Annotated in this window: 19 protein-coding genes; 15 read left to right on the top strand and 4 right to left on the bottom strand. The window is 66.9% G+C overall.

Features of this window, described 5'->3' with window-relative positions:
• Nucleotides 1-38: 38 nt before the first annotated feature.
• A complete protein-coding gene (locus ACXDF8_RS20670) occupies nt 39-743 on the bottom strand; it encodes a GntR family transcriptional regulator (protein ID WP_457225149.1) in 705 nt (234 codons plus the stop codon).
• A 98-nt stretch (nt 744-841) separates the two neighbouring features.
• Here ACXDF8_RS20670 and ACXDF8_RS20675 point away from each other — a divergent pair, with 98 nt between their 5' ends.
• The 5 genes from ACXDF8_RS20675 (at nt 842) to ACXDF8_RS20695 (ending at nt 6472) form a co-directional block, all read left to right on the top strand.
• Nucleotides 842-1720 (top strand): fumarylacetoacetate hydrolase family protein, encoded by an 879-nt coding sequence (locus ACXDF8_RS20675; protein ID WP_457225150.1) that lies wholly within the window; start codon nt 842-844, stop codon nt 1718-1720.
• A complete protein-coding gene (gene mhpA / locus ACXDF8_RS20680; protein ID WP_457225151.1) occupies nt 1717-3357 on the top strand; it encodes a bifunctional 3-(3-hydroxy-phenyl)propionate/3-hydroxycinnamic acid hydroxylase MhpA in 1641 nt (546 codons plus the stop codon). Before ACXDF8_RS20675 ends, mhpA begins: the two co-directional genes overlap by 4 nt.
• Before the next feature lie 8 nt (nt 3358-3365).
• Nucleotides 3366-3791, top strand: coding sequence for a lipocalin-like domain-containing protein (locus ACXDF8_RS20685; protein WP_457225152.1), 426 nt, complete (start codon nt 3366-3368; stop codon nt 3789-3791).
• A 164-nt stretch (nt 3792-3955) separates the two neighbouring features.
• The gene (locus ACXDF8_RS20690; RefSeq protein ID WP_457225153.1) at nt 3956-4978 is read left to right on the top strand and encodes a hypothetical protein; all 1023 of its coding nucleotides are present in this window, start codon (nt 3956-3958) and stop codon (nt 4976-4978) included.
• A gap of 108 nt (nt 4979-5086) precedes the next feature.
• Nucleotides 5087-6472, top strand: a complete 1386-nt coding sequence (locus tag ACXDF8_RS20695; RefSeq protein WP_457225260.1) for a L,D-transpeptidase — start codon at nt 5087-5089, stop codon at nt 6470-6472.
• Here the strand turns inward: ACXDF8_RS20695 and ACXDF8_RS20700 are convergent.
• Nucleotides 6456-7205, bottom strand: coding sequence for an SDR family NAD(P)-dependent oxidoreductase (locus tag ACXDF8_RS20700; protein ID WP_457225154.1), 750 nt, complete (start codon nt 7203-7205; stop codon nt 6456-6458). The two genes, ACXDF8_RS20695 and ACXDF8_RS20700, sit on opposite strands and share 17 nt — an antisense overlap.
• 196 nt (nt 7206-7401) lie before the next feature.
• On the opposite strand from ACXDF8_RS20700, the gene ACXDF8_RS20705 reads away from it, so the two are divergent.
• From ACXDF8_RS20705 to regX, 6 genes are all read left to right on the top strand, one after another.
• Nucleotides 7402-8727, top strand: coding sequence for an ROK family protein (locus ACXDF8_RS20705; RefSeq protein WP_457225155.1), 1326 nt, complete (start codon nt 7402-7404; stop codon nt 8725-8727).
• The gene (gene mshA, locus ACXDF8_RS20710) at nt 8706-10043 is read left to right on the top strand and encodes a D-inositol-3-phosphate glycosyltransferase (protein ID WP_457225156.1); all 1338 of its coding nucleotides are present in this window, start codon (nt 8706-8708) and stop codon (nt 10041-10043) included. The genes ACXDF8_RS20705 and mshA overlap by 22 nt, the downstream gene beginning before the upstream one ends.
• Entirely contained in the window at nt 10040-10582 is a 543-nt protein-coding gene (locus ACXDF8_RS20715; protein ID WP_457225157.1) for a type III secretion system chaperone family protein, read from the top strand. Before mshA ends, ACXDF8_RS20715 begins: the two co-directional genes overlap by 4 nt.
• A 24-nt stretch (nt 10583-10606) precedes the next feature.
• Entirely contained in the window at nt 10607-11353 is a 747-nt protein-coding gene (locus ACXDF8_RS20720) for a phosphoglyceromutase (RefSeq protein ID WP_457225158.1), read from the top strand.
• A gap of 120 nt (nt 11354-11473) precedes the next feature.
• Nucleotides 11474-12676: a sensor histidine kinase gene (locus ACXDF8_RS20725; RefSeq protein ID WP_457225159.1), complete on the top strand. Its 1203-nt coding sequence runs from the start codon at nt 11474-11476 to the stop codon at nt 12674-12676.
• Nucleotides 12673-13359, top strand: coding sequence for a two-component sensory transduction protein RegX (gene regX / locus ACXDF8_RS20730; RefSeq protein ID WP_457225160.1), 687 nt, complete (start codon nt 12673-12675; stop codon nt 13357-13359). Before ACXDF8_RS20725 ends, regX begins: the two co-directional genes overlap by 4 nt.
• Before the next feature lie 34 nt (nt 13360-13393).
• Here regX and ACXDF8_RS20735 read toward each other — a convergent pair whose 3' ends face one another.
• Nucleotides 13394-14986, bottom strand: a complete 1593-nt coding sequence (locus ACXDF8_RS20735; protein WP_457225161.1) for a sulfatase-like hydrolase/transferase — start codon at nt 14984-14986, stop codon at nt 13394-13396.
• A 345-nt stretch (nt 14987-15331) separates the two neighbouring features.
• Nucleotides 15332-16588 carry a glycosyltransferase family 4 protein gene (locus ACXDF8_RS20740; RefSeq protein WP_457225162.1) on the bottom strand — a complete coding sequence of 419 codons (1257 nt, stop codon included), beginning with the start codon at nt 16586-16588 and terminating at the stop codon, nt 15332-15334.
• Nucleotides 16589-16707: 119 nt separating this feature from the next.
• Between ACXDF8_RS20740 and ACXDF8_RS20745 the strand changes: the two genes are divergently transcribed.
• From ACXDF8_RS20745 to ACXDF8_RS20760, 4 genes are read left to right on the top strand one after another with little or no spacing between them, the layout of a single operon-like run.
• Nucleotides 16708-17337 (top strand): YveK family protein, encoded by a 630-nt coding sequence (locus ACXDF8_RS20745; protein WP_457225163.1) that lies wholly within the window; start codon nt 16708-16710, stop codon nt 17335-17337.
• Nucleotides 17334-19343, top strand: a complete 2010-nt coding sequence (locus ACXDF8_RS20750) for an O-antigen ligase family protein (RefSeq protein ID WP_457225164.1) — start codon at nt 17334-17336, stop codon at nt 19341-19343. Before ACXDF8_RS20745 ends, ACXDF8_RS20750 begins: the two co-directional genes overlap by 4 nt.
• A complete protein-coding gene (locus tag ACXDF8_RS20755) occupies nt 19330-20307 on the top strand; it encodes a hypothetical protein (protein ID WP_457225165.1) in 978 nt (325 codons plus the stop codon). Before ACXDF8_RS20750 ends, ACXDF8_RS20755 begins: the two co-directional genes overlap by 14 nt.
• A gap of 29 nt (nt 20308-20336) precedes the next feature.
• Nucleotides 20337-21155 (top strand): FkbM family methyltransferase, encoded by an 819-nt coding sequence (locus ACXDF8_RS20760; RefSeq protein WP_457225166.1) that lies wholly within the window; start codon nt 20337-20339, stop codon nt 21153-21155.
• Nucleotides 21156-21183: the final 28 nt, after the last annotated feature.

A 21183-nucleotide genomic window follows, 5' to 3' on the forward strand; every position in this document is an offset into this window, starting at 1 on the left:
TGCCCAAGAGAAAATAAAATTGCAAGCAATTCATAGAACTAGTTCGTCGGCGGCAGCTCAGCTGCCGGGGTGTGGGCCGTGGCGATGAGAGTGCCGGTCAGTTGGAGGTGGGCTCGGTACAGGGCCGCGGCGAGTTCGGCGTCGCGGGCCAGCACCGCGTTCAGGATTGCCTGATGTTCGGCTGTGTGGGCCCGGTTGCTCGGCGTGGGCAAGGGTGTCGCACCTTCCGTCGACTCGATGAGCCAGCGCACATAGAGGTCGCCGGTCCGGAGGAGGTCGCCACAGAGTTTCGTCAGAATGCTGTTGCCGCTGCCCGAGATGAGCTGTTCGTGGAACTCCAGGTGGGCGGCAAACCACCGCTCGAACTCCTCGGGTCGGCTGCCCAGGCTTGCCAACCGATGGTGAGCGGCGACGACGGACGACTCCCATTCGAGATCGCCGCGTTCGATCGACATTCGTAGCGCGGCGGTTTCGTTGATCACCCGGACCTCGATGAGGTCACGGAGGCGGTCGGGACTGGCCTTGGTCACGGTGAACCCCCGGTTGGGGGCCACCTCGACGAGGTCTCGTTCCGAGAGCCGTATGAGTGCCTCCCGGATCACACTCGTACTTACGCCATGCTCGGCCGCGAGGTCGGCGGGCAGCAGCCTCTGGCCCGCGCGATACGTACCGGCAAGGATCGAGCCCTGGAGGCGCTCGAACGTGTCAACCGCCAGGCTCTGGTGGCCATGTTTACGAACCATGACCAGACAGACTATCAGGGAACAATTATATAAAACTATCTTGACAATCGTATCTCGCCGCGGAACGGTGGAAGTACGCAACAGAGAAGGAGCTACACATGCGACTTGCGCGGTACGAGACCAAGGGGCACCAATCGTTCGGGTTCATCAGCGGCGATAGCGTCGTCGATGCGACGACGGTTCCAGGTGTGACGGCGACGACGGTCCGAGAGTTCATTGGCGAACATCCCGTGGGCGGACCCATCGACGTGACGACGGGGGTACGCACGCCGCTGGCACAGGTCACCTTGCTACCGCCGGTCGAACTCGACAAGGTGGTGTGCGCGGGCGTGAACTATCCGACCCATCGGGAGGAAATCAAGCTCGACGAAGCGCGTCCCGAGTACCCGGTGATTTTCACTCGCTTTCCCGACAGTCATGTCGGGCCGGGGGAGCCGCTGGTCAAGCCGGCCGCCTCGACCATGTTCGACTACGAGGGTGAGCTCGCCGTCGTCATCGGCAAGCCGGCCTGGAAGGTCAGCGTCGAGCAGGCGCTGGACCACGTATTCGGCTACACCTGCTACAACGACGGGTCGGCGCGTGACTTCCAATTTCACACCCACCAGTGGCAGCCCGGTAAGAACGTCTACCGGTCCGGGTCGATCGGGCCGTCCATCGTCACCGTGGACGAGGTCGGTGACATCGGTGAGTCGTGGTTGACCACCTGCGTCGACGGCGAGCTGCGGCAGCGCGCCCAAATCAAGGACATGGTCCACACCATTCCCGAATTGATCGCCTACATCAGCGGGTTCACCCCGCTGCGCCCGGGAGACGTCATCGCGACCGGAACGCCAGGCGGAGTCGCGTTGTTCATGAATCCTCAACGGTTCCTCAACGCCGGACAGGTCGTGGAAGTCGCGATCGACCGGGTCGGTGTGCTGCGCAACGCGGTCATCGAGGAGGTCGACGATCGGCCGGGCGCGGAGCAGGTCCGGTGAGTGCGCCAGCGCTCGACGAGGACCTCGACCTCGACGTGGATGTGGTCGTGGTCGGGGCCGGGCCGGTCGGCCTCATCGCATCGTTGAAACTCGCCCAGCTGGGCTGGCGGGTCTGTTGCGTGGAACGGCAGCCATCGGCCTACGGCCGACCGCGGGCGGTAGGCCTGGATTCGGAGTCGATGCGGACGCTGCAGAGCATTGGGGTCGCCGAGGACCAACTCGCAATCAGCGGCGTCGCGGGCAGCTACATCTGGTACAACGCGAGCGGCGAAGTGTTGCTGAAATTTCCTCCCCCAGTGGGGCTTTCGGGCTGGCCGACAGTGAACATCTGCCAACCCGATACCGAGGCCCTGCTGAGCCGGCACGCGGACAACACGGCGTCGATAACCCTGACCAGGGGGGTAGAAGTGGTCACGGTGCGGGAGGACGCCGACGGGGTGAGTGTGGATCTGCGCCGAACCGGAACCGAGGAGTCAGCCGGCTCGGTACGAGGCAGGTATGTCGTGGGATGCGACGGGGCGCACAGCACGGTTCGCGAACACCTGGGCACCCGTATCGACGACCAGGGATTCTTCTACGACTGGTACATCGTCGATGTGATCCTCGACCAGGACACCGGATTGGGGACCGACATGCTCCAGGTGTGCTCCCCGGCGCGTCCCACGACTCTGGTTGCCGGCGGGCCGGGCCGGCGCAGATGGGAATTCATGTTGCTGCCAGGGGAAACCAAAGAAGCCATCGACACCGAAGACAACGCATGGCAGCTGTTGGAGACCTGGGGCGTCAATCCCGGCAACGCCAGAATCGAACGCCGCGCGGTCTACACCTTCCAAGCGCGGTTTGCGGACTCGTGGAACAGGGGACGCTCCCTCATCGCCGGCGATGCGGCGCATCAGGTGCCCCCATTCGCTGCCCAAGGGCTCAACTCAGGGGTTCGCGACGTGGCGAACCTTTCGTGGAAACTCGACCTCGTCCTGCGCGGGGTGAGTCCGCAGTCACTGCTTGACACCTACACCGTCGAGCGCCGCGAACACGTGCGCCATGCGATCGAGTTGTCCGTCGAGTTGGGCAAGGTGATCTGCATCCTCGACGAGGCCCAAGCCGCAGAACGAGACCGGGCGATGTTGCCCTTCGCCGGCGATCCCGCAGCGGCTCTGCCCGTGGTGTCCGAACCGCGATATGTGCGCGGCGTCGTGTCCCGGGACGACTCTGGCGCTTCGGTGCCACCGGCCGGAACCCTCACACCGCAGTTCCAGGTCCGGGGGCACACCGGTACGGGCCTGTTCGACGATGTGTGCGGTTCGGGAAGCACGCTGCTGGCTTTGTCGCAACCGGCATTGGAACCCGCACTGGCCCAACGGTTCAGCGACATCGGCGGACGCGTCGTCGTCCTTCGCGCGCCCGGCTCCACTCTGGAGCAGGACAACGAGGTCGAAGACCTCACCGGCGGCTACACCAAGGAACTCCAGCGCCTCGGTGCGGCCGCAACACTGCACCGGCCCGACGGGTACTACTTCGGGTCGAGCGCGACGACAGACGTCGTGGCCGACCTGGTTGAAGAATTCGTGCGCGCCGTGACCGGCACCGAGGACCGGTCAACCCAAGCCCAGATCTCGGGCACGTCTGGAAACGAATAGGGGAACCCATGACTGCGCTACAGGGCGCTTGGCAGCTGGTCAGTTGTCAGCGCGACACCGGAAACGGTCGGCTCATCGAATATCCGCACGGCGCGAACCCGTGCGGAACGCTGCTCTACACCAGTGACAACCGGGTGAGTGTGCATCTTTCGGCCAGGGATCGTCCGCCGCTCTCGAGTGAGGATCTGACCCGGATCAGCGACGACGAGGCCGCTCGCGCGTTCGGGTCCTATCTCGGATATTGCGGGCTCTACCGGGTCAGTGGTGACACGGTCATCCACAGCGTGCAGGTGTGCTCCGTTCCGAACATGGTCGGGACCGAGCTGGTCCGGACCATGACACTCACCGATAACTCGCTGGTCCTGCGCGCACCGACAGTGGAAACGGCGGACGGGCCGCAACGCCTGACGCTGCACTGGAACCGGATCTGCTGACCCTGCGGCCCGCCGTAGCCGCTTCGTTCCACGTCATCGACGGTAAGGTCGCCGACCCGATCCTGTGAATAACCTGATAATTGACCCCGCCGCCTAATAATGCGGATCGGAGAGTGCAAGCCTGATCAGCAGGGTTGTTCGCCGGACATGGGGGGTTCGAGAAAATGGCTGCTCGGAACGCTACAAACGAAGCGGCGCAGGGGGACATCAAGCCCGGACGCCGCCGGCTGCTCGGCGTCCGTACCTGGTTGGGTGCGGGTGCGTTGACCGTCGGCGTCGGAGCGGCGCTGGCCGGTGCGGCGGGTGTCGCGCAGGCCGACACCACCGACCACCCGTCCGCAGGTCCCTCGACCAGCAAGCACGAGGCAGGACCGGCGGCGCACTCCAAGCGTGGTGCGGGCACCACCACCACCTCGGCATCGGCCAAGCGGGTCAACGCCTCGCCGGTCACGGCAAGCGGCGGCAGCAAGACGACAGTCAGCTCGGCCGCCGTCTCCTCGTCGGCCCGGGTGCGGGCCGCCGCGGCCACCTCGGCGGCCGCCACCGCCTCGGCATCCACGTCCACCACCAAGACGATCGACACCCCCTTGGGCCCGATCACGGTGTCGATCGATGCCACCCTTCCCGACCCGGGCACCAGCGGGGCGGTCGCGCTGGCCCTGAACGCCAGCACACCGATCGGTAAGGCCGAGATCTCGCTGGCCGGCACTCAGACGTTCACCACCACACCGTCGATCCTCAATGAGATCGCCATCACCAGCGGGACGCTGCATCTGCCGGCGCCCGCGGCGCTGCTGGTCAGTGCGGCCGGATCCGTCGTCCTGGGCGGGCTGTCGGCCTACAACAGTGCGGTGTCGTTCGCCACCGATCTTCAGAGCGGCGACGTTTTGGGCGCGGTGCAGACGTTCTTGGCCGCGGGGCCGAAGATGGCCAACGCCGTCCTGTTCGGCCACCAGTCGCTCACCCTGCCGATCGATATCACCGGGACCGGTCAGGTTGCGCAGCTGAGCATTCCGTTCGGGGGCCTGTTCGCCGGCCTCTCGCCGGTGTCGGTGACCTGGCCCGGCTACAGCTACGTCGACTCGGGGACCGGCGTGCAGGTGAAAATCGACCCGGTGGATGTCTCGTTTGCGGGCACCGAGTTCGGCGGCGCCGGCCCTGCGCTCCTGCAACTGTTCGGTTTGTGACCTGGTCGCGGCGTCCGCCGCGTCCCGGTCCCACCCGCTCGATTGGCCCCTTGACGGCCGGGTTCCGTATCTTGGATTGACGTGAGCCCAGCCGACCGACTGCCGCCGATGAACCGGCGGCGTGCCTTGACCGCGCTGGCGCTCGGTGTGGCCGCACCCAACGTTCTGGCCGCGTGCATGGCGGGATCGGGCAAACAGACTGCTGCCTCCGCGCCGCCGCCCAAGCCGTCGCTTACCTTCAGCCCGGCCGACGCCGCCAAAGACGTGCTGCCCACGACCCCGGTCGCCATCGAGGTCAAGGATGGCTGGCTGCAGCGGGTCACGCTCACCAACGGCGACGGCAAGCCGGTTGCCGGCACCATGAACCGCGACCGCACCGCGTTCACCGCCACCGAACCGCTGGGCTACGGCGCGTCCTATACCTGGGCCGGCTCGGCGGTGGGACGCGACGGCCAGTCGGTGCCGATTGCGGCGTCCTTCACCACGGTCAACCCCACCGCCCAGGTCAACGGTCAGTTCCAGCTGTCGGACGGACAGACCGTCGGGGTCGCCGCACCGATCATCTTGCAGTTCGACGCCGCCATCGACGACGCGCACAAGCCCGACGTGGAGCGGGCCCTGACCGTCACCACCAATCCGCCGACCGAGGGCAGCTGGGCCTGGTTGCCCGACGAGGTGGGCGGCTCCCGCGTGCACTGGCGCACCCGCGAGTATTACCAGCCGGGCACGAAGGTGCACGTCGACGCCCGGCTGTACGGAGTCAAGTTCGGCGACGACGCCTTCGGCGCGACGGACTCCACGCTGGACTTCGATATCGGCCGACGCCAGGTGGTGAAAGCCGACGCCGGCTCGCACCGCATCCAGGTGATCACCGACGAGGGCGTCACCATGGACTTCCCGTGCAGCTACGGGGAGGCCGACCTGCCGCGCAACGTCACCCGCAGCGGCACCCATGTCGTCACCGAGAAGTACGCCGACTTCTACATGTCCAATCCGGCCGCCGGGTACAGCAACGTCCACGAGCGCTGGGCGGTGCGGATCTCCAACAACGGCGAGTTCATCCACGCTAATCCGGCCTCGTCGGGTGCCCAGGGCAACACCAACGTCACCAACGGCTGCATCAACCTGTCCACCGGGGACGCCGAGCAGTACTACTACAGCGCGGTCTACGGCGACCCGGTCGAAGTGACCGGCACCTCGATCCAACTGTCCTACGCCGATGGCGACATCTGGGACTGGGCGGTGGATTGGAACGAGTGGAAGTCGATGTCGGCGTTGTCGGACACGCAGCTGGATTCCAACATCCCGAGCAGCGCGCCGGCCACCCCCAGCGATGCCCCGACGCTGTCCGGAACCCCGACCACGACCGCCCCGACGAGCACCACCTCGCCGAGTTCAACCTCGCCGAGTCCAACCTCGCCGAGTTCGACCTCTGCGAGTTCAACCTCGCCGAGTTCGACGGCAGCGACCAGTTCGGCTACGTACGGCGGTTGAATCGCCCGCCGGGGGCCTGGTCGCGCGGCCGGATGACGATCTGGTCGAGGTTCACATGCGCCGGGCGCGAGGCGACGAATCCGATCACCTCGGCGACGTCGGCGGCCACCAACGGCGTGATCCCGGCGTACACGGCGTCCGCACGCTGCTCGTCGCCGCCGAACCGCACCAGGGAGAACTCGGTCTCGACGGCCCCCGGTGCAATCTCGGTGAGCCGCACCGGTTTTCCCAGCAACTCGCCGCGCAGCGTGCGGTGCAGGGCGCCCTGGGCGTGCTTGGCCGAGGTGTAGCCACCGCCGCCGTCGTAGACCTCCAGCGCCGCGATGGAGGTGATGGTGACAACCAACCCGTCACCGGAGGCGATCAGTTTGGGCAGCAGCGCCCGGGTGACGCGCAGTGTGCCGATGACGTTGGTCTCCCACATCCACCGCCAGTTCTCCAGGTTGGCCTCGGTGATCGGCTCCAGGCCTTTGGCCCCGCCGGCGTTGTTGACCAGCACGTCGACCCGGGATAGACCCGCCGCCAGAGCGTCGACCGCGGCACCGTCGGTGACGTCGGCGACGACGGCGCTACCGCCGATCTCGTCGGCAAGCCGCTGTATGCGGTCGGCACGGCGGGCGACCGCGACAACGTGGAAGCCAAGGGCTGCAAGCACTCTGGCGGTGGCTTCGCCGATACCGGAGCTCGCACCGGTGACAACGGCTACGCGGGAATGGGCATCTGGGGTCGTCATCGCACCAACTCTAATAACTGTGCTAGCTTCTGCCTGTGATCCGTTTCGGTCTGGCCAGCTGTCTGGTCGCGCACACCGCGTGTTGTTGTCGCGCGATTCGCTGCGCCTGACCCGACCGGACGGCTAATCTCCCGTCCCGCTCAAGTCGCCAGGTGTGGCACTCAGCCCCCACCCCGACTCGAAAAAGGACACCCCGATGCGCGCCATCGCTCTTTCCTCACACGATCCGCTCCGCATCGCAGCCCGCCCCCATCCGCTGCGAACCCGTCACCACATCGTCGCGCCGTCGCTGCGCATCCCCGAGGCCGCCGCCGCGTCGGTGTTCGCCGCGGTGCGCCAGCGCGGCGCCGTCGGGCGGGATGTGATCGCCAAGGTCACCAACCTGTCGATCGCCACGGTGAATCGCCAGGTCACCGCACTGCTGGACGCCGGAGTCCTGCGGGAGCGCGCCGATCTCGCGGTGTCGGGTGCCATCGGACGCCCCCGGGTCCCGGTGGAGGTCAACCACGAGCCGTTCCTGACCCTGGGGATCCACATCGGCGCCCGGACCACCAACATCGTGGCCACCGACCTGCTCGGTCGCACGTTGGACGCCGTCGAGACGCCGACGCCGCGCGGCGGACAGGCGCAGGCGCTGGCGTCGCTGGCCGACAGCGCGCGGCGGTACCTGAGTCGCTGGCATCGCCGCCGCCCGTTGTGGATCGGCGTCGCGATCGGCGGTGTCGTCGACAGCCTCACCGGCCATGTCGACCACACCCGGCTGGGCTGGGTGCAGGCGCCGGTCGGTCCCGTCCTCGCCGAATCGCTGGGGCTGCCGGTGTCGGTGGCCTCTCACGTGGACGCGATGGCCGGAGCGGAGGTCCTGCTCGGACTGCGCCGCCCGCCCGCACCGACGTCGAGCAGCCTGTACGTCTACGCGCGCGAAACGGTCGGATTCGCATTGGTGATCGGTGGGCGGGTGCACAGCCCGGCCAGCGGCCCCGGCACCATCGCCGCCCTACCGGTGAGTTCCCAATTACTAGGCGGCAGTGGGCAACTGGAATCGACCGTCAGTGACGAGGCGGTGCTGGCCGCCGCGCGCAAGCGTGGTCTGGTTCCCGCGTCGGGGCCCGGCGCGGCGATGGCCGACCTGTTGCGGACCGCCCGTGCGGGCGACACTGCGGCCGCACTCGGGGCCCGGGAGCTGCTCGTCGAACGGGCCCGCGTGCTGGGCGGTGCGGTGGCGCTGCTGCGCGACATGCTCAATCCGGATGACCTGGTGGTCGGCGGACAGGCCTTCACCGAGTACCCCGAGGGCATGCAGGTGGTGGAATCGGCCTTCGTCGCACGCTCCGCATTACCGGCGCGGGACATCCGGGTGACGACGTTCGGCAACCGGGTGCAGGAGGCCGGTGCCGGCATCGTGTCACTGGGTGGGCTCTACGCCGACCCGATCGGTGCGCTGCGGCGGGCGCAGAACCGCCGCAGCGCCCAGGAAAACCTGGGTGTAAAGATGGAGGTGTGCGGCACGCCCGGGATCTGAGCGACGTTTCGACCGACGGGACACCGCGTCGCGTCGCGGTTCTCTCGGTGCACACATCGCCACTGGCCCAGCCTGGAACCGGTGACGCCGGCGGGATGAACGTCTACGTGCTGCAGACCGCGCTGCACATGGCGCGCCGCGGGGTGGAGGTGGAGATCTTCACCCGTGCGACGTCATCGTCGGACGAGCCGCTGGTGCGGGTCGCGCCCGGGGTGCTGGTGCGCAATGTGGTGGCGGGCCCGTTCGAGGGGCTCGACAAATACGACCTGCCCACCCAGCTGTGCGCGATCACCGCCGGGGTGCTGCGCGCCGAGGCCAACCACGAGCCCGGTTACTACGACGTCGTGCATTCGCACTACTGGCTTTCCGGTCAGGTGGGCTGGCTGGCCCGCGACCGCTGGGCGGTGCCGCTGGTGCATACCGCGCACACGCTGGCCGCGGTGAAGAACGCCGCCCTCGCCGAGGGTGACTCGCCGGAACCGCCGCTGCGCTCGGTCGGTGAACAGCAGGTGGTCGACGAAGCCGACCGGCTGGTGGTGAACACCGAAGACGAAGCACGCCAATTGATTTCGCTACACAATGCCGATGCGCGGCGCATCGACGTGGTGTATCCGGGAGTCGACCTGGAGACGTTCACTCCCGGTGACAAGCGGGCCGCCCGTGCTGCGCTCGGCCTGGCCACCGACGAGCGGGTCGTCGCGTTCGTCGGCCGGATTCAGCCGCTGAAGGCGCCCGACGTCCTGCTGCGGGCGGCGGCACAACTGCCGGGTGTCCGGACCGTGATCGCGGGCGGTCCATCCGGCAGCGGCCTGGCCGCGCCCGATGCGCTGGTTGGTCTGGCGGCCGAATTGGGTATCGCCGACCGGGTGACGTTCCTTCCGCCGCAATCGCGCGAGCGACTGGTGGACCTCTACCGGGCAGCCGACCTGGTGGCCGTCCCCAGCTATTCGGAATCCTTCGGCCTGGTCGCGGTCGAGGCTCAGTCGTGTGGCACGCCGGTGGTGGCCGCGGCTGTCGGCGGGTTACCGGTCGCGGTGGCCGACGGGGTCAGCGGGGTGCTGGTCCCCAACCACGACCCCGGGCAGTGGGCGGGTGCGATCACCGCCGTGCTGGAGCGCGATCCCGCCGCGATGGCACGCGCCGCAGCCGACCATGCGCGCCGGTTTTCCTGGGACAACACCGCCGACGGGCTCCTCGCCAGCTACCGGCAGGCGATCACGGACTACGCGAGCGTCCACCGTCGCCGCGCCGCTGGGGACCTGCTGGCACGCCGCAACGGGCGCCGGTGGTCGATGCGACGCGGGGTGCGCGCATGACCCGCTCGGTGCGCCAGGTCATCGAGGATGCGCTGACCGAACACGGCTTGCCCTACTCGCCGCACGAAGGTGCGCACGGGGGCCTGCCGGGTTTGATCGTCGAACTGCCCGGCGAACGCAAGCTCAAGACCAACACCCTGCTGAGCATCGGCGAGCATTCCGTGCGGGTCGAGGCCTTCGTGTGCCGCCGGCCCGACGAGAACCATGAGGGCGTCTACCGCTTCCTGCTCAAACGCAATCGGCGGCTCTACGGCGTCGCGTACACGCTGGACAACGTCGGCGACATCTACCTGATCGGCCGGATCGCGCCGGAGGCGGTGACCGCCGACGAACTCGACCGGGTGCTGGGCCAGGTGCTCGAGGCAGTCGACACGGACTTCAACACGCTGCTGGAACTGGGCTTCAAATCGTCCATCCAGAAGGAGTGGGCGTGGCGAGTGTCGCGGGGTGAATCGCTGAAGAATCTGAAGGCCTTCGAACATCTCATCGACGAGGACAGCGACGGGGGCCATCCGGGCAGGAACGGTCGCCACCAATGACGGCGGCCGTGAGAAGATTCCGGCATGGCTGACTCCACACTGATTCTGCTGCGGCACGGCGAGAGCGAATGGAACGCGCTGAACCTGTTCACCGGTTGGGTGGATGTCGACCTGACCGAGAAGGGCCGCACCGAGGCGGTGCGCGGCGGGACGTTGATGGCCGAGCAGGGCCTGCTGCCCGACGTGGTCTACACCTCGTTGCTGCGTCGGGCCATCACCACCGCCCACCTGGCGCTCGATGCCGCGGACCGGTTGTGGATCCCGGTGCAGCGCAGCTGGCGGCTCAACGAACGCCACTACGGTGCGCTACAGGGGCTGGACAAGGCGGAGACCAAGGCCAAGTACGGCGACGAGCAGTTCATGCTGTGGCGCCGTAGCTACGACACCCCGCCCCCGCCGATCGAGCGGGGAAGCGAGTTCAGCCAGGACGCCGATCCGCGCTACGCCGATATCGACGGCGGCCCGCTGACCGAGTGCCTGGCCGACGTCGTCGCCCGCTTCGTCCCGTACTTCGAGCAGACCATCGTCCCGGACCTGCGCGCCGGCAAGACGGTGCTGGTCGTCGCGCACGGTAATTCGCTTCGTGCCCTGGTGAAATACCTCGACGGCATGTCCGACGCCGACGTGGTGGGCCTGAACATCCCCACCGGCATCCCGCTGCGCTACGACCTGGACGCCGACCTGAAACCGCTGTTGGCGGGTGGTACGTACCTGGATCCGGCGGCCGCGGCCGCCGGTGCTGCCGCGGTGGCCAGCCAGGGTGCCAAGTAGCCCAGCTTCGGCAAACTGCCGGTAAACAGCGGAGGAATACCTGCGCCGGACTGTGTGACGTATCCCCGAATTGGCCGCACGCTGCTGGGATGACGTTCACCGGATGCGTACGATCTGGCTGTGAGTGTTGTCTCGGTGGCACTACTGGTCACCGTCGCGGCGCTGCTAGCGCTCGCTCTCGGCCTAGGGGTCGGAGCCGTACTCACCCCACGCATCCTCGAACGCCGCCAACGCCGGGCGATCACCGAGGCCGGCATCACTGTCTCGCAGATGTTGCAGCACGTGGTCTCCTCGGCGCCGCTGGGAATGGTCGTCGTCGACTCCCACCGCGACGTGGTCTTCATCAACGACCGGGCCACGGAGCTGGGCCTGGTGCGTGAGCGCCAGCTCGACGAGCGGGCGTGGAATGCCGCCCAGCGCGTCCTGGCTACCGGGGAACACATCGAGGTCGACTTGTCCCCACCGCGGCGGGCCACCGCCGGCCGGTCGGGGTTGTCGGTGCGCGGCCACGTCCAGCTGCTCACCAAGCAGGATCCGCGCTTCGCGGTCGTCTATGCCGACGACCAGTCCGAGCAGGCCAGGATGGAAGCCAGCCGGCGCGACTTCGTCGCCAACGTCAGCCACGAGCTCAAGACGCCGGTCGCCGCGATGGGGGTGTTGGCTGAGGCGCTGCTCGAGTCGGGCGACGATCCGGCCACCGTCCAACACTTCGCCAAGAAGATCCTCACCGAGTCGCAGCGGCTGGCCAACATGGTCGGCGAACTCATCGAACTGTCCCGCCTGCAGGGCGCCGAGCCGCTTCCGGAACTCGAAATCGTTGATGTGGATTCCGTTGTGAACGAAGCGATTTCACGCCACAAGGTGGCAGCCGACAATGCCGATATCGTGGTCACCACCGACGCGCCGAGCGGCTTCCGGGTGCTTGGCGATCAGACGCTACTGGTCACCGCGCTGGCCAACCTCATCTCCAACGCCATCGCATACTCGCCGAACGGCTCGAAGGTCTCGATCAGCAGGCGCCGCCGCGGCGACAACGTCGAAATCGCCGTCACCGACCGTGGAATCGGTATCGCCCGGGCAGATCAGGAGCGGGTTTTCGAGCGGTTCTTCCGTGTCGACAAAGCCCGCTCGCGCGCCACCGGCGGCACCGGGCTGGGATTGGCGATCGTCAAACACGTTGCGGCCAACCACAACGGCAGTATTCGGTTGTGGAGCCAACCCGGCACCGGCTCGACCTTCACCCTGTCCATCCCTGCCTATCCGAACACCGACGATGAACCGGCCGACCAATCGGCCATCGACCAGGAGGCACTACGCCAATGACCAACGTGTTGATCGTGGAGGATGAAGAGTCGCTTGCCGACCCGCTGGCTTTCCTCTTGCGCAAGGAGGGCTTCGAAGCCACCGTAGTGGGCGACGGGCCCTCGGCGCTGGCCGAATTCGACCGGGCGGGCGCCGACATCGTCTTGCTCGACCTGATGTTGCCGGGGATGACCGGGACCGATGTCTGCAAACAGTTGCGGGCCCGCTCCAGTGTGCCGGTGATCATGGTGACCGCGCGGGACAGTGAGATCGACAAAGTCGTCGGACTGGAACTCGGTGCCGACGACTACGTCACCAAGCCGTACTCGGCGCGCGAACTGATCGCCCGCATCCGCGCGGTGTTGCGGCGCGGCACGGACACCGACGACTCCGGTCTCGGTGATGCGATCCTGGAGGCCGGTCCGGTGCGCATGGACGTCGAGCGCCACGTCGTCAGCGTCAATGGTGAGCCGATCACGTTGCCGCTCAAGGAATTCGACCTGCTCGAGTACCTGATGCGCAACAGCGGGCGGGTGCTCACGCGTGGGCAGTTGATCGACCGGGTGTGGGGTGCGGACTACGTCGGTGACACCAAGACCCTCGATGTGCACGTCAAGCGGCTGCGCTCGAAGATCGAGGCCGACCCGGCCAACCCGGTGCATCTGGTGACGGTTCGCGGGTTGGGCTACAAGCTCGAGGGCTAGGACCCACGGGCTCGCGAACACCCGGCACAGCCCATCAGTGCCCTGCGTTGTCCGGCGTCACGATCTGACCGACATCGATGTGCCGAAAATCCGGCTTCGCGCCCAAGCGCGCATTGAAGCGCACGTTGAAGCTGAACGGATCGTCGGTCGGTACGTCCAGTGACGGTCCGTAGGCCGATCGCACACCCGCCGGGTCGTACCCCATCAAGATCAGCAGCGTGGGAAAGATGTTGTAGTGGCTGGATGCGTTGCGGTTCTGCGCCAGATGCGCCTGCCAGTCGATCTCGGCGGTGTCGTCACCCTGGATCAGGACCAGCGGCACCAAGCCCTCTTCCTGTACCGGGTCGCTGTCGCAGTGCGTGTTGACGCCTGGGCGGCCTCGTTCGTGCAGATCCTGACCATGGTCGGAGGTGTAGATGAGAGCGGTGTGGCTCAGGTTCGCTTCGGCGAAGAGTCGGCGGAAGAACTCGCCGACGCTCCAGCTCAGCGTGTTGCGATAGCTGTTGCGGTACGCCGTCCATGCCTCTGGGCTTCCGTCGAAGCCTTCGCGGCTACCGGTATCGGTGGTCTCGGTGGAGCTCCCGCGGGGGAGCACCGGCCGATACTCGAGGAAGTCGTCCGGGTATTTGTCGGCCACCGGGAAGTGCGCGCCGACCTTGTTCATCAAGATCAGCTGGGGTTTGTCGTCCCCGAGTAACTGCACCAGCTTGGCCAGCGCGGCCATGTCACGTTGCACCACCGGCACCCCGTCGAACTGGACGAGCTGGTCGATATCGTGCTTCTCGGCGTCGGTCATCAGGTTCTGCAAGTCGCCGCCGGTGCGTTGGGCATCGATGTAGACGGTGTCCAAGCCGGCCTTCTTCGCGTACTGCCAGATCGACGGAGCAGTTGAGATCACTCGCTGGTAGTTGTCGCGGGTGCCGCCATAGCGCAGGGTGACATTGGTTTCGGCGCTGCAGTTGGCGATCGAGGCGGCATACCCGTAGTTGACGATGTGCGCCCCGGTGTGGGGGACCGCCAGTTCGCTGTCGATCCCGGTCGGGGTGTTCAAGTCGAGGTAATTGCCGGAAACGCTTTCGTCGATGATCAAGACGATGTCCCGCGCCTTCGGCGCATATGGGTGGGCGAGGGTCACAGGCTGGCGCGGACCGACGGTATTGTGCAAGCTCTCGAAGGCGAACAGGCTGGCGTATGCGAGCGGCGGATACATCACCGGCAAACCTCGCGCCCCATCGCCGGCTCGGACGAACATGATGCCGATCAACAGGCCCAAGGCCAACAGCGGCGCTGCGATCGGAACGAAGCGTGGCAAGCGTGGCGCGGCTGTAGGTCGCAGTCCGATACCGACAAACAGCAGGATTGCCTTGCCCGTGGCGAGCATTATCTGATCGCGATACTGGTCGAGCGCCTGCTGTAGGAATCCCGCCGCGTCGACCATCGAGATGAAGGCGCTGTAGGTCAGGTAGGAATTGGTGATCTGCGTGTACGAGTCGAAGAACACCGCGCTGGCCGCTACGACGAATGCGACCGGCCAACGCAGCCAAGCGGGCCGGATCCACGCGGCTAGCAGCAGAGCCGCCGTCGTCACCACAAACAGCCCGATGAAGATGAATAGTGCGACGCTCACGCCCAACGCGGCTATGCGCTCGTGGTAATACGTCCAGAAACTTGCTAAATAGGCTGTAAGCAAAGAGGCCTTGAGCCAGCCGGACAATATGCCCCCCCGGTTACGGGAATTTCGAGAACCGTAGCAGGCCGCATTGGAGTTTGTGGGTCGAAGATATACGTGGGGTGGACTTATCCGGGCGTCAGGCTACGAAATTGGCAGACTACCGATTGTGCGGCGCTGAATGGTTTCTCCGCTGTGCGCGGCCCGGCCGCGGCGGTTTGCGGCCGGAGTCTGCTCCATATGCGTTAGGAGTTGTTCGTTTGCTGTGCAGATATCGGTGGCCGCCCGGGAGGAGTTGCGCAGCTACCTGACCGCGAATGCCCGGTCGTAGGCTGCGAAGACCGCCGGGCGCGAGTACGCCGAGGCGAAGTGGGCGCTCGCCGCATCGGAAACCTCAGCGTTGTAGGCGGGATCGGTCAACGAACACAGCAGCTCGGCGAGTTGGCCGGGCTCGGTGCCGACCAGCACGCCGGTGCCTGGCCCGCGGGCGATGCCGTCCGCCCCGACAGGAGTCGACACCACCGGTAGGGCGAGGCTCAGCGCTTCGATGACCTTGAGTTTGATCCCCGAACCGAATCGCAGCGGGTTGACCATGGCGGCTGCCCCGCCGATGGCGCCCTTCAGATCGGCGACGTATCCCTCGATGGTGACGCTCGCGGCGAACTCGGCCGCCAGGGCCATTAACTCGGGCCGGGCTTCCCGGCCGATGACCCGCAGCCGGGCCGCCGGCATGCGTTGCAGGATCTGTGGCCATACCGTGCGCAGGAACGATCGCAGGCCGTCGTCGTTGTGGGGGAGCGACAACAACCCGAGAAAGACGAACACCGGAGCGCCGTCGTAGTGTCTGGCGCCGGAGGGCTGCGCGGGCAGCAGCGGCGGGGCGGTTGCGACGCGGTCCGCCGGTACCCCGGTGCGCCGCGCCAGCGCGGCCGCTTCCTCTGCATTGATCAGGACACAACGTCGGAATCGCCGCACTGCCCGATCCTCACTGCGTCGGATCAGCAGGCGCTCCGCCCGCAACAGCATGATCTGGCTGCGCCGGTGTGTGGCCAACGGTCGCAACCGCGGCGGGACGTGTTCGGCGAAGTTTCCCAGCGGACTGATGTCGATCTCGCCGTAGCGTGCGGTGGCCTCCAACATCCGTTCGTAGCGCTGGGAGAACAAGTCGTCCAGATAGCAGATCTGTTCGGCTGCGACAGCGTCGGACGCGTACTGACCCATCCGGACGGTGTCGTACACCTGCAATGTCGGCCGGATGTCGGCAAAGATCCGTTCGATCGCGGCCGCCGTGCGAGCCGAACCGAGGAAGGCCTCCTGAAGGCTGGCCCGGCCGGTCGCGACCTTGGTGACGACGTTGGTCAGCACCTCGGCCCGGGTGGGACCGGGCACGACGTGCACCGGCACGGGGAACTGCTGGCGGGGCGGGGCGCCGACCTTGATGAAGTGCACGTTCTCCGCGCCGTGCCGTTCGGCGAAATAGGCAATGAATCCCGCTAGGACGACCTTCTTGCCGGCGTCGGTCGGATAGGGGTCGACGGCACTGATCAGCGCGACGGACACCGCGCGATGGTAGCCCCGCAACCAGGGGCACCGTACGGTGTGCCCATTGGTTCACGATGATCGGCATTAAGCTGCGTGGTTAGCACACACAGACACGGCCACCGGGCGAAGGAACAACTATGACCAGACAGCGGGTCGTTATCGCAGTCGTCGCATTGATTGGTGTGCTCTTCGGCGCTGCGTTCGGTTTCGCCCTCGCCCCCCAGCCGCATCGCTTTCAAGCGTCGGCCCACGTCGCCTTGCTCCCGGCAGCCGATCTCACCACCGAGGAGGCCTCGGCCTTCTGGGAAGTCCTCACCCGCGGGCAGGTCAGCAGGACTGCAGCCGTGCTCTACAACGACCCGCGGTGGCTGCCGTCGGCGGCCAACGCTGCGAAAGTCCCGGAAAGTGAGCTCGCGCTGACTGCCGCGGCTCTGCCCGACACCACCATGATGGCGGTGACAGTGGACGCGGGCTCTCGAGCCGCCGCCGAAAAAGCGCTCACCGACGTGCTGACCAATGCGACGCCCGAGGTGACGTCGTTGGTCGCGCCGTTTGCGGTCAAGGTGCTCTGGCCACCGCAAGGCAATGCCACCCCGGTCCCGGGTCCCGGACGGATGCAGATCGCCGCGGCCGGTGCACTCGGTGGTCTGCTGATCGGTGGCGGAGTGGGGTGGCTGCTCGCGCGGTCCCGTCGACGCGGGATCGCTAGCGTCGGCGCGGTCGACGACAGTCACGGCGCCGACGAAGAGCTCCTACTCCGGCCATGACCGGGTCGATCCGGGCGACACCTGCACCGGGGGAAGCCGCGGTCATGGCGATCGTCGCCGGGGCAGCGGCGATCGCCGCGATCGCCATGTTCGGGCCGCGGAGCCCGCTGCTGCTCGTGGCGGCGACAATCGGCGGTGCCGGGTTGGTGTTCGCCGCGCGGCGACCGGTCGTTGCCCTAGTCCTCATCGTCGCCATCGAGCTGAGCAACCTGTCCGGCGTGCTCGAACAGCACGGCAGCGTTCCGGTCTTCCAGGCGTCGATGCTGCTCGGCCTGCTGTCCATCGGCCTGGCGCTGCGCAATCCTGAGCTTCGAGCCCGGCTCAACGCCTGGACGGTGCTCTGCGCTGGGCTCGCCGCGTTCTTCCTTGCCACTCAGGTCATTGCGGCGGTCGGCAGCGTCGACGTCGCGGTCTCGTTGGCGGCCGTGCGCCGTACCGCAATCGATCTGGTGTTCCTGCTGATCGTCTTGGTGCTCACGCAGTTGACGGCTCGCCCCTGGTTGGTGGCCACCACGGTCGTGGTGGTCCTGGTCGTGCTGTCTTTGCTCACCGTGATCAACCAGGTGGTGTTCGCGGGGACGGCATCGTTCGGTGGATTCTCCATCGTCACCACGTCGTCGGGTGAACTCGTCACCACGCTCAGGTACGGTGGGCCGCTGCCGGATTCGAACTTCTGGGGCCGGCACCTAACAATGGGCCTGCCGTTGGCCGCCGCATTGCTGACGCGAGCGCTGCGGTCCTCCCGGCGGGGTATGGCGAGCGCGTGCGGGTTGTCGATCGTCGCGCTGCTCGCCGGCATCTACCTCACCCAGTCCAGAGGGACCTTCCTGTCCGCCGGAGTCGCGATGGCGCTGTGGTTCATCGTCGCGGAGCGCTCGGTGCGGCGGTGGGGGTTGGTGAGCCTGCCCCTGGCAGGTGCCCTGCTGCTGGTACCCGGCGTCGGTAACCGGTTACAGCAGATGTTCCGAGACATCAGCACCGGCCAGGCGAACACCCACATCGACCCGTCGCTGCTAGGGCGGCTCGCGGCGCAGGAGCAGGCGGTGCTGATGTGGGAGGAGCGACCGGTCTTCGGCTTCGGCCCAGGAACGTTCCCGGGCCAGGTGTTCCACTTTGCCGGGCGGGTGGCGACCGCGGTTCGCGAGGCGCCGGACGGGGCCCACAACATCTATTTGTCGTTGGCCGCCGAGTCGGGAATCCTCGGCCTGCTTGGCTGGGCAACCATGGTGGTCGGATTCCTCGCGGTGTTCTTCATGCGGATCAGCGTCGACCCCCGTTCCCGGGACCGGGTGCTGGTCGCGGCGTTGATCGCGGCGGCCATCGGGTGGTCGGTGGCCAGCGCGGTGTTGCACATGGCCTATTTCCGCACCTTCGCCGTCGTGCTGGGTATGGCGGCGGCGATGGCACCCGCATGGCCGGTGCCGGCCCAGATTGCGCGCACCGTGGTGCGCGGCCTGGCGGTCTGGTCGTCGGCCGTGGCCGTTGGGGTGGCGATGTTCGTCACCTCTCTGACGGTGAGCGGCTCTTCGGCCGTCGAAGCCACGCAGCGGATGACGCTGGTCCCCGCCGCGCCCATCGACGGCTATTACGCCTATGCGCTTGATATCCGATCGCGCGGCGAGGTATTGCCCACGTTCGCGGTGATGCTGCGCGAGGGGAACTCCCCGGTGACGATCGAGGCCGATCCCGTACGCGGGCTACTGAATTTCAGCGTCAAGGCGGACACCTCCGAACAGGCCCGCGACGCGCTGCAACTCGCGGTGGCCCGCGCCGCCAACCGGATGAGCCAGTCCATCGGCTTCAATCAGTACCTGCTGCAGCGGATCGGCAGCATGGAGATCACGCCGGTACGGGACCGCTCCACCGTCGTCGCGGCCGGTTCGGTGGCGGCGGTTGCCGCCCTCGCCATGGCTGCGGTGTCTGCGTCGGCGCTCAGGCGCCGGCGATATGACGGGGACGACGAGCCCGCGACGGCGCCGCTGCAGGTTGCGAATGTCGCTGGCTGACAACGGCAGTCGATCACCGGCGAGAAAGCGGAGCCAGCGCGCTATTGGTGTCGTCGCGGTCATCGTGGTGGGCGTCGCCGCCGTGTTGGCCGCAGGCGCCGCCTGCTCGTCTCCGGCTCACAGCGCATTCGACAACCCCTTTGCCGTCGACAGCCCCTGGCGGCGGGTGATCCCGCCGGACGTGCAGACCGACCCCAACAGCGCGGCAATGATCGCCTCGGTGCAACCCACTCGCGCTCTTGCCGCGAACCTGGTGGAGTTCGCCGTCCCGATCTACCAGGCCGACGCGGGTACCCCACGGCACACGGTCGCCTGCACCGGAGACGCTTGGGGCGTCTGCCCGTTGACTGGTTGGTCGGTTCCGATCCCCGCCGCGGCGGTGCCCAATTCGGGTTCGGATGGGGCGATGGTGACCGTCGACGTCACCACCTCGACGATCTTCGAGTTTTGGCAGGCCACCAAGGGCGGCCAGGGGTGGTCTGCGAGTTGGGGAGCCGTCAACGACTTACGCGGATCGGGTTGGGGTGGCGCGGCCACCGGGTCGGGTGCGTCCCGGCTGGGCGGCGTGATCCGCCTCGGCGAGATCCGGGCGCGCCAGATCTCTCATGCACTGGCCCTGCAAACGAACAACGCGTGCACCATTTTTCGTTCGCCCGCGTTGAAGACCGATGGAACCTCGACGCGCTCGGACTGCGTTCCCGAAGGTGCGCACCTGCAGCTCGATCCCGCCCTGGATCTGAGCAAGCTGGGACTGACCGCGGGGGAATTGACCGTGGCCACCGCAATGCAGCGCTACGGCGGCTACGTCGTCGACGCCGGCGGAGCACCGCTGAGTGTCAGCTTCGAACTGGACACCTCGGCTGCAGCGGGAACCCCCGGCGAGATCTATCAGGACGCCGGCTTCCGGTGGGACTACGACTCGATGGAACACGTCCCGTGGGAGAAGCTGCGCGTGCTGAGGTGACGCCGGAATCGTCGGGCTATGGTGCACGCATGAGCCTCAAGAAGTCGGTCTATAAGACCGTCAACCACGGTTCCACCCGGTGGTTGATCGCGCTCGTGGCATCGGCGGCGGCGACGGCGCGCAACGGGCAACGGGCCACTGTTGCCTATGACCCGAGAACCGGTGGTTGGCTGCAGCGGACATCGGGTGGCACCACACTCATGCCGTATCCGAGTGGTATGAGTGCCGAACAATGCAGTGAGTTCGCAAAAGATGTTTTCCTGCAACAATATTCGATCCAGCCGGGGGACATCGTCTTCGACATCGGTGCCGGCGTCGGGACTGAGGCGCTGCCGTTCTCCAGGATGGTCGGCACCGCGGGCCGGGTCGTCGCCGTCGAGGCGCATCCGGCGACGTTCACCAAACTCGAGCGGGTCTGCCGATTGAACGGACTGGACAACGTAGAGCCGGTCCACGCCGCAGTGATGGACTCCGACGAACCGGTCACCATCAGCGACCTCGACGACGGGGACTACATCGAGAACAAGATCGGCGGCCACGGGGTGCAGGTGCCGGCGGTCACCATCCCCGATCTGCTCGACACCTTCAAGCTGGACCGCATCGATTTCCTGAAGATGAACATCGAGGGGGCCGAGGTGCCGGCGCTACGCGGAGCACGCGATGTGCTCGGGTTGGTCCGCCATGCCGCCATCGGCTGTCACGACTTCATGGCCGATCAGACCGGCGACGAGTCGTATCGGACGAAAGAGCTGGTGAGGGACATGTTGGTGGCGGCGGGATTCACCGTGGCGTCGCGGGCGGGAGATCCACGCCCGTGGGCCGCCGACTACCTTTTCGCTTCTCGCTGAGGGTGTGCCGGGCTGCTTCTATGATGTC

The organism is Mycolicibacterium sp. CBM1 (assembly GCF_054073305.1).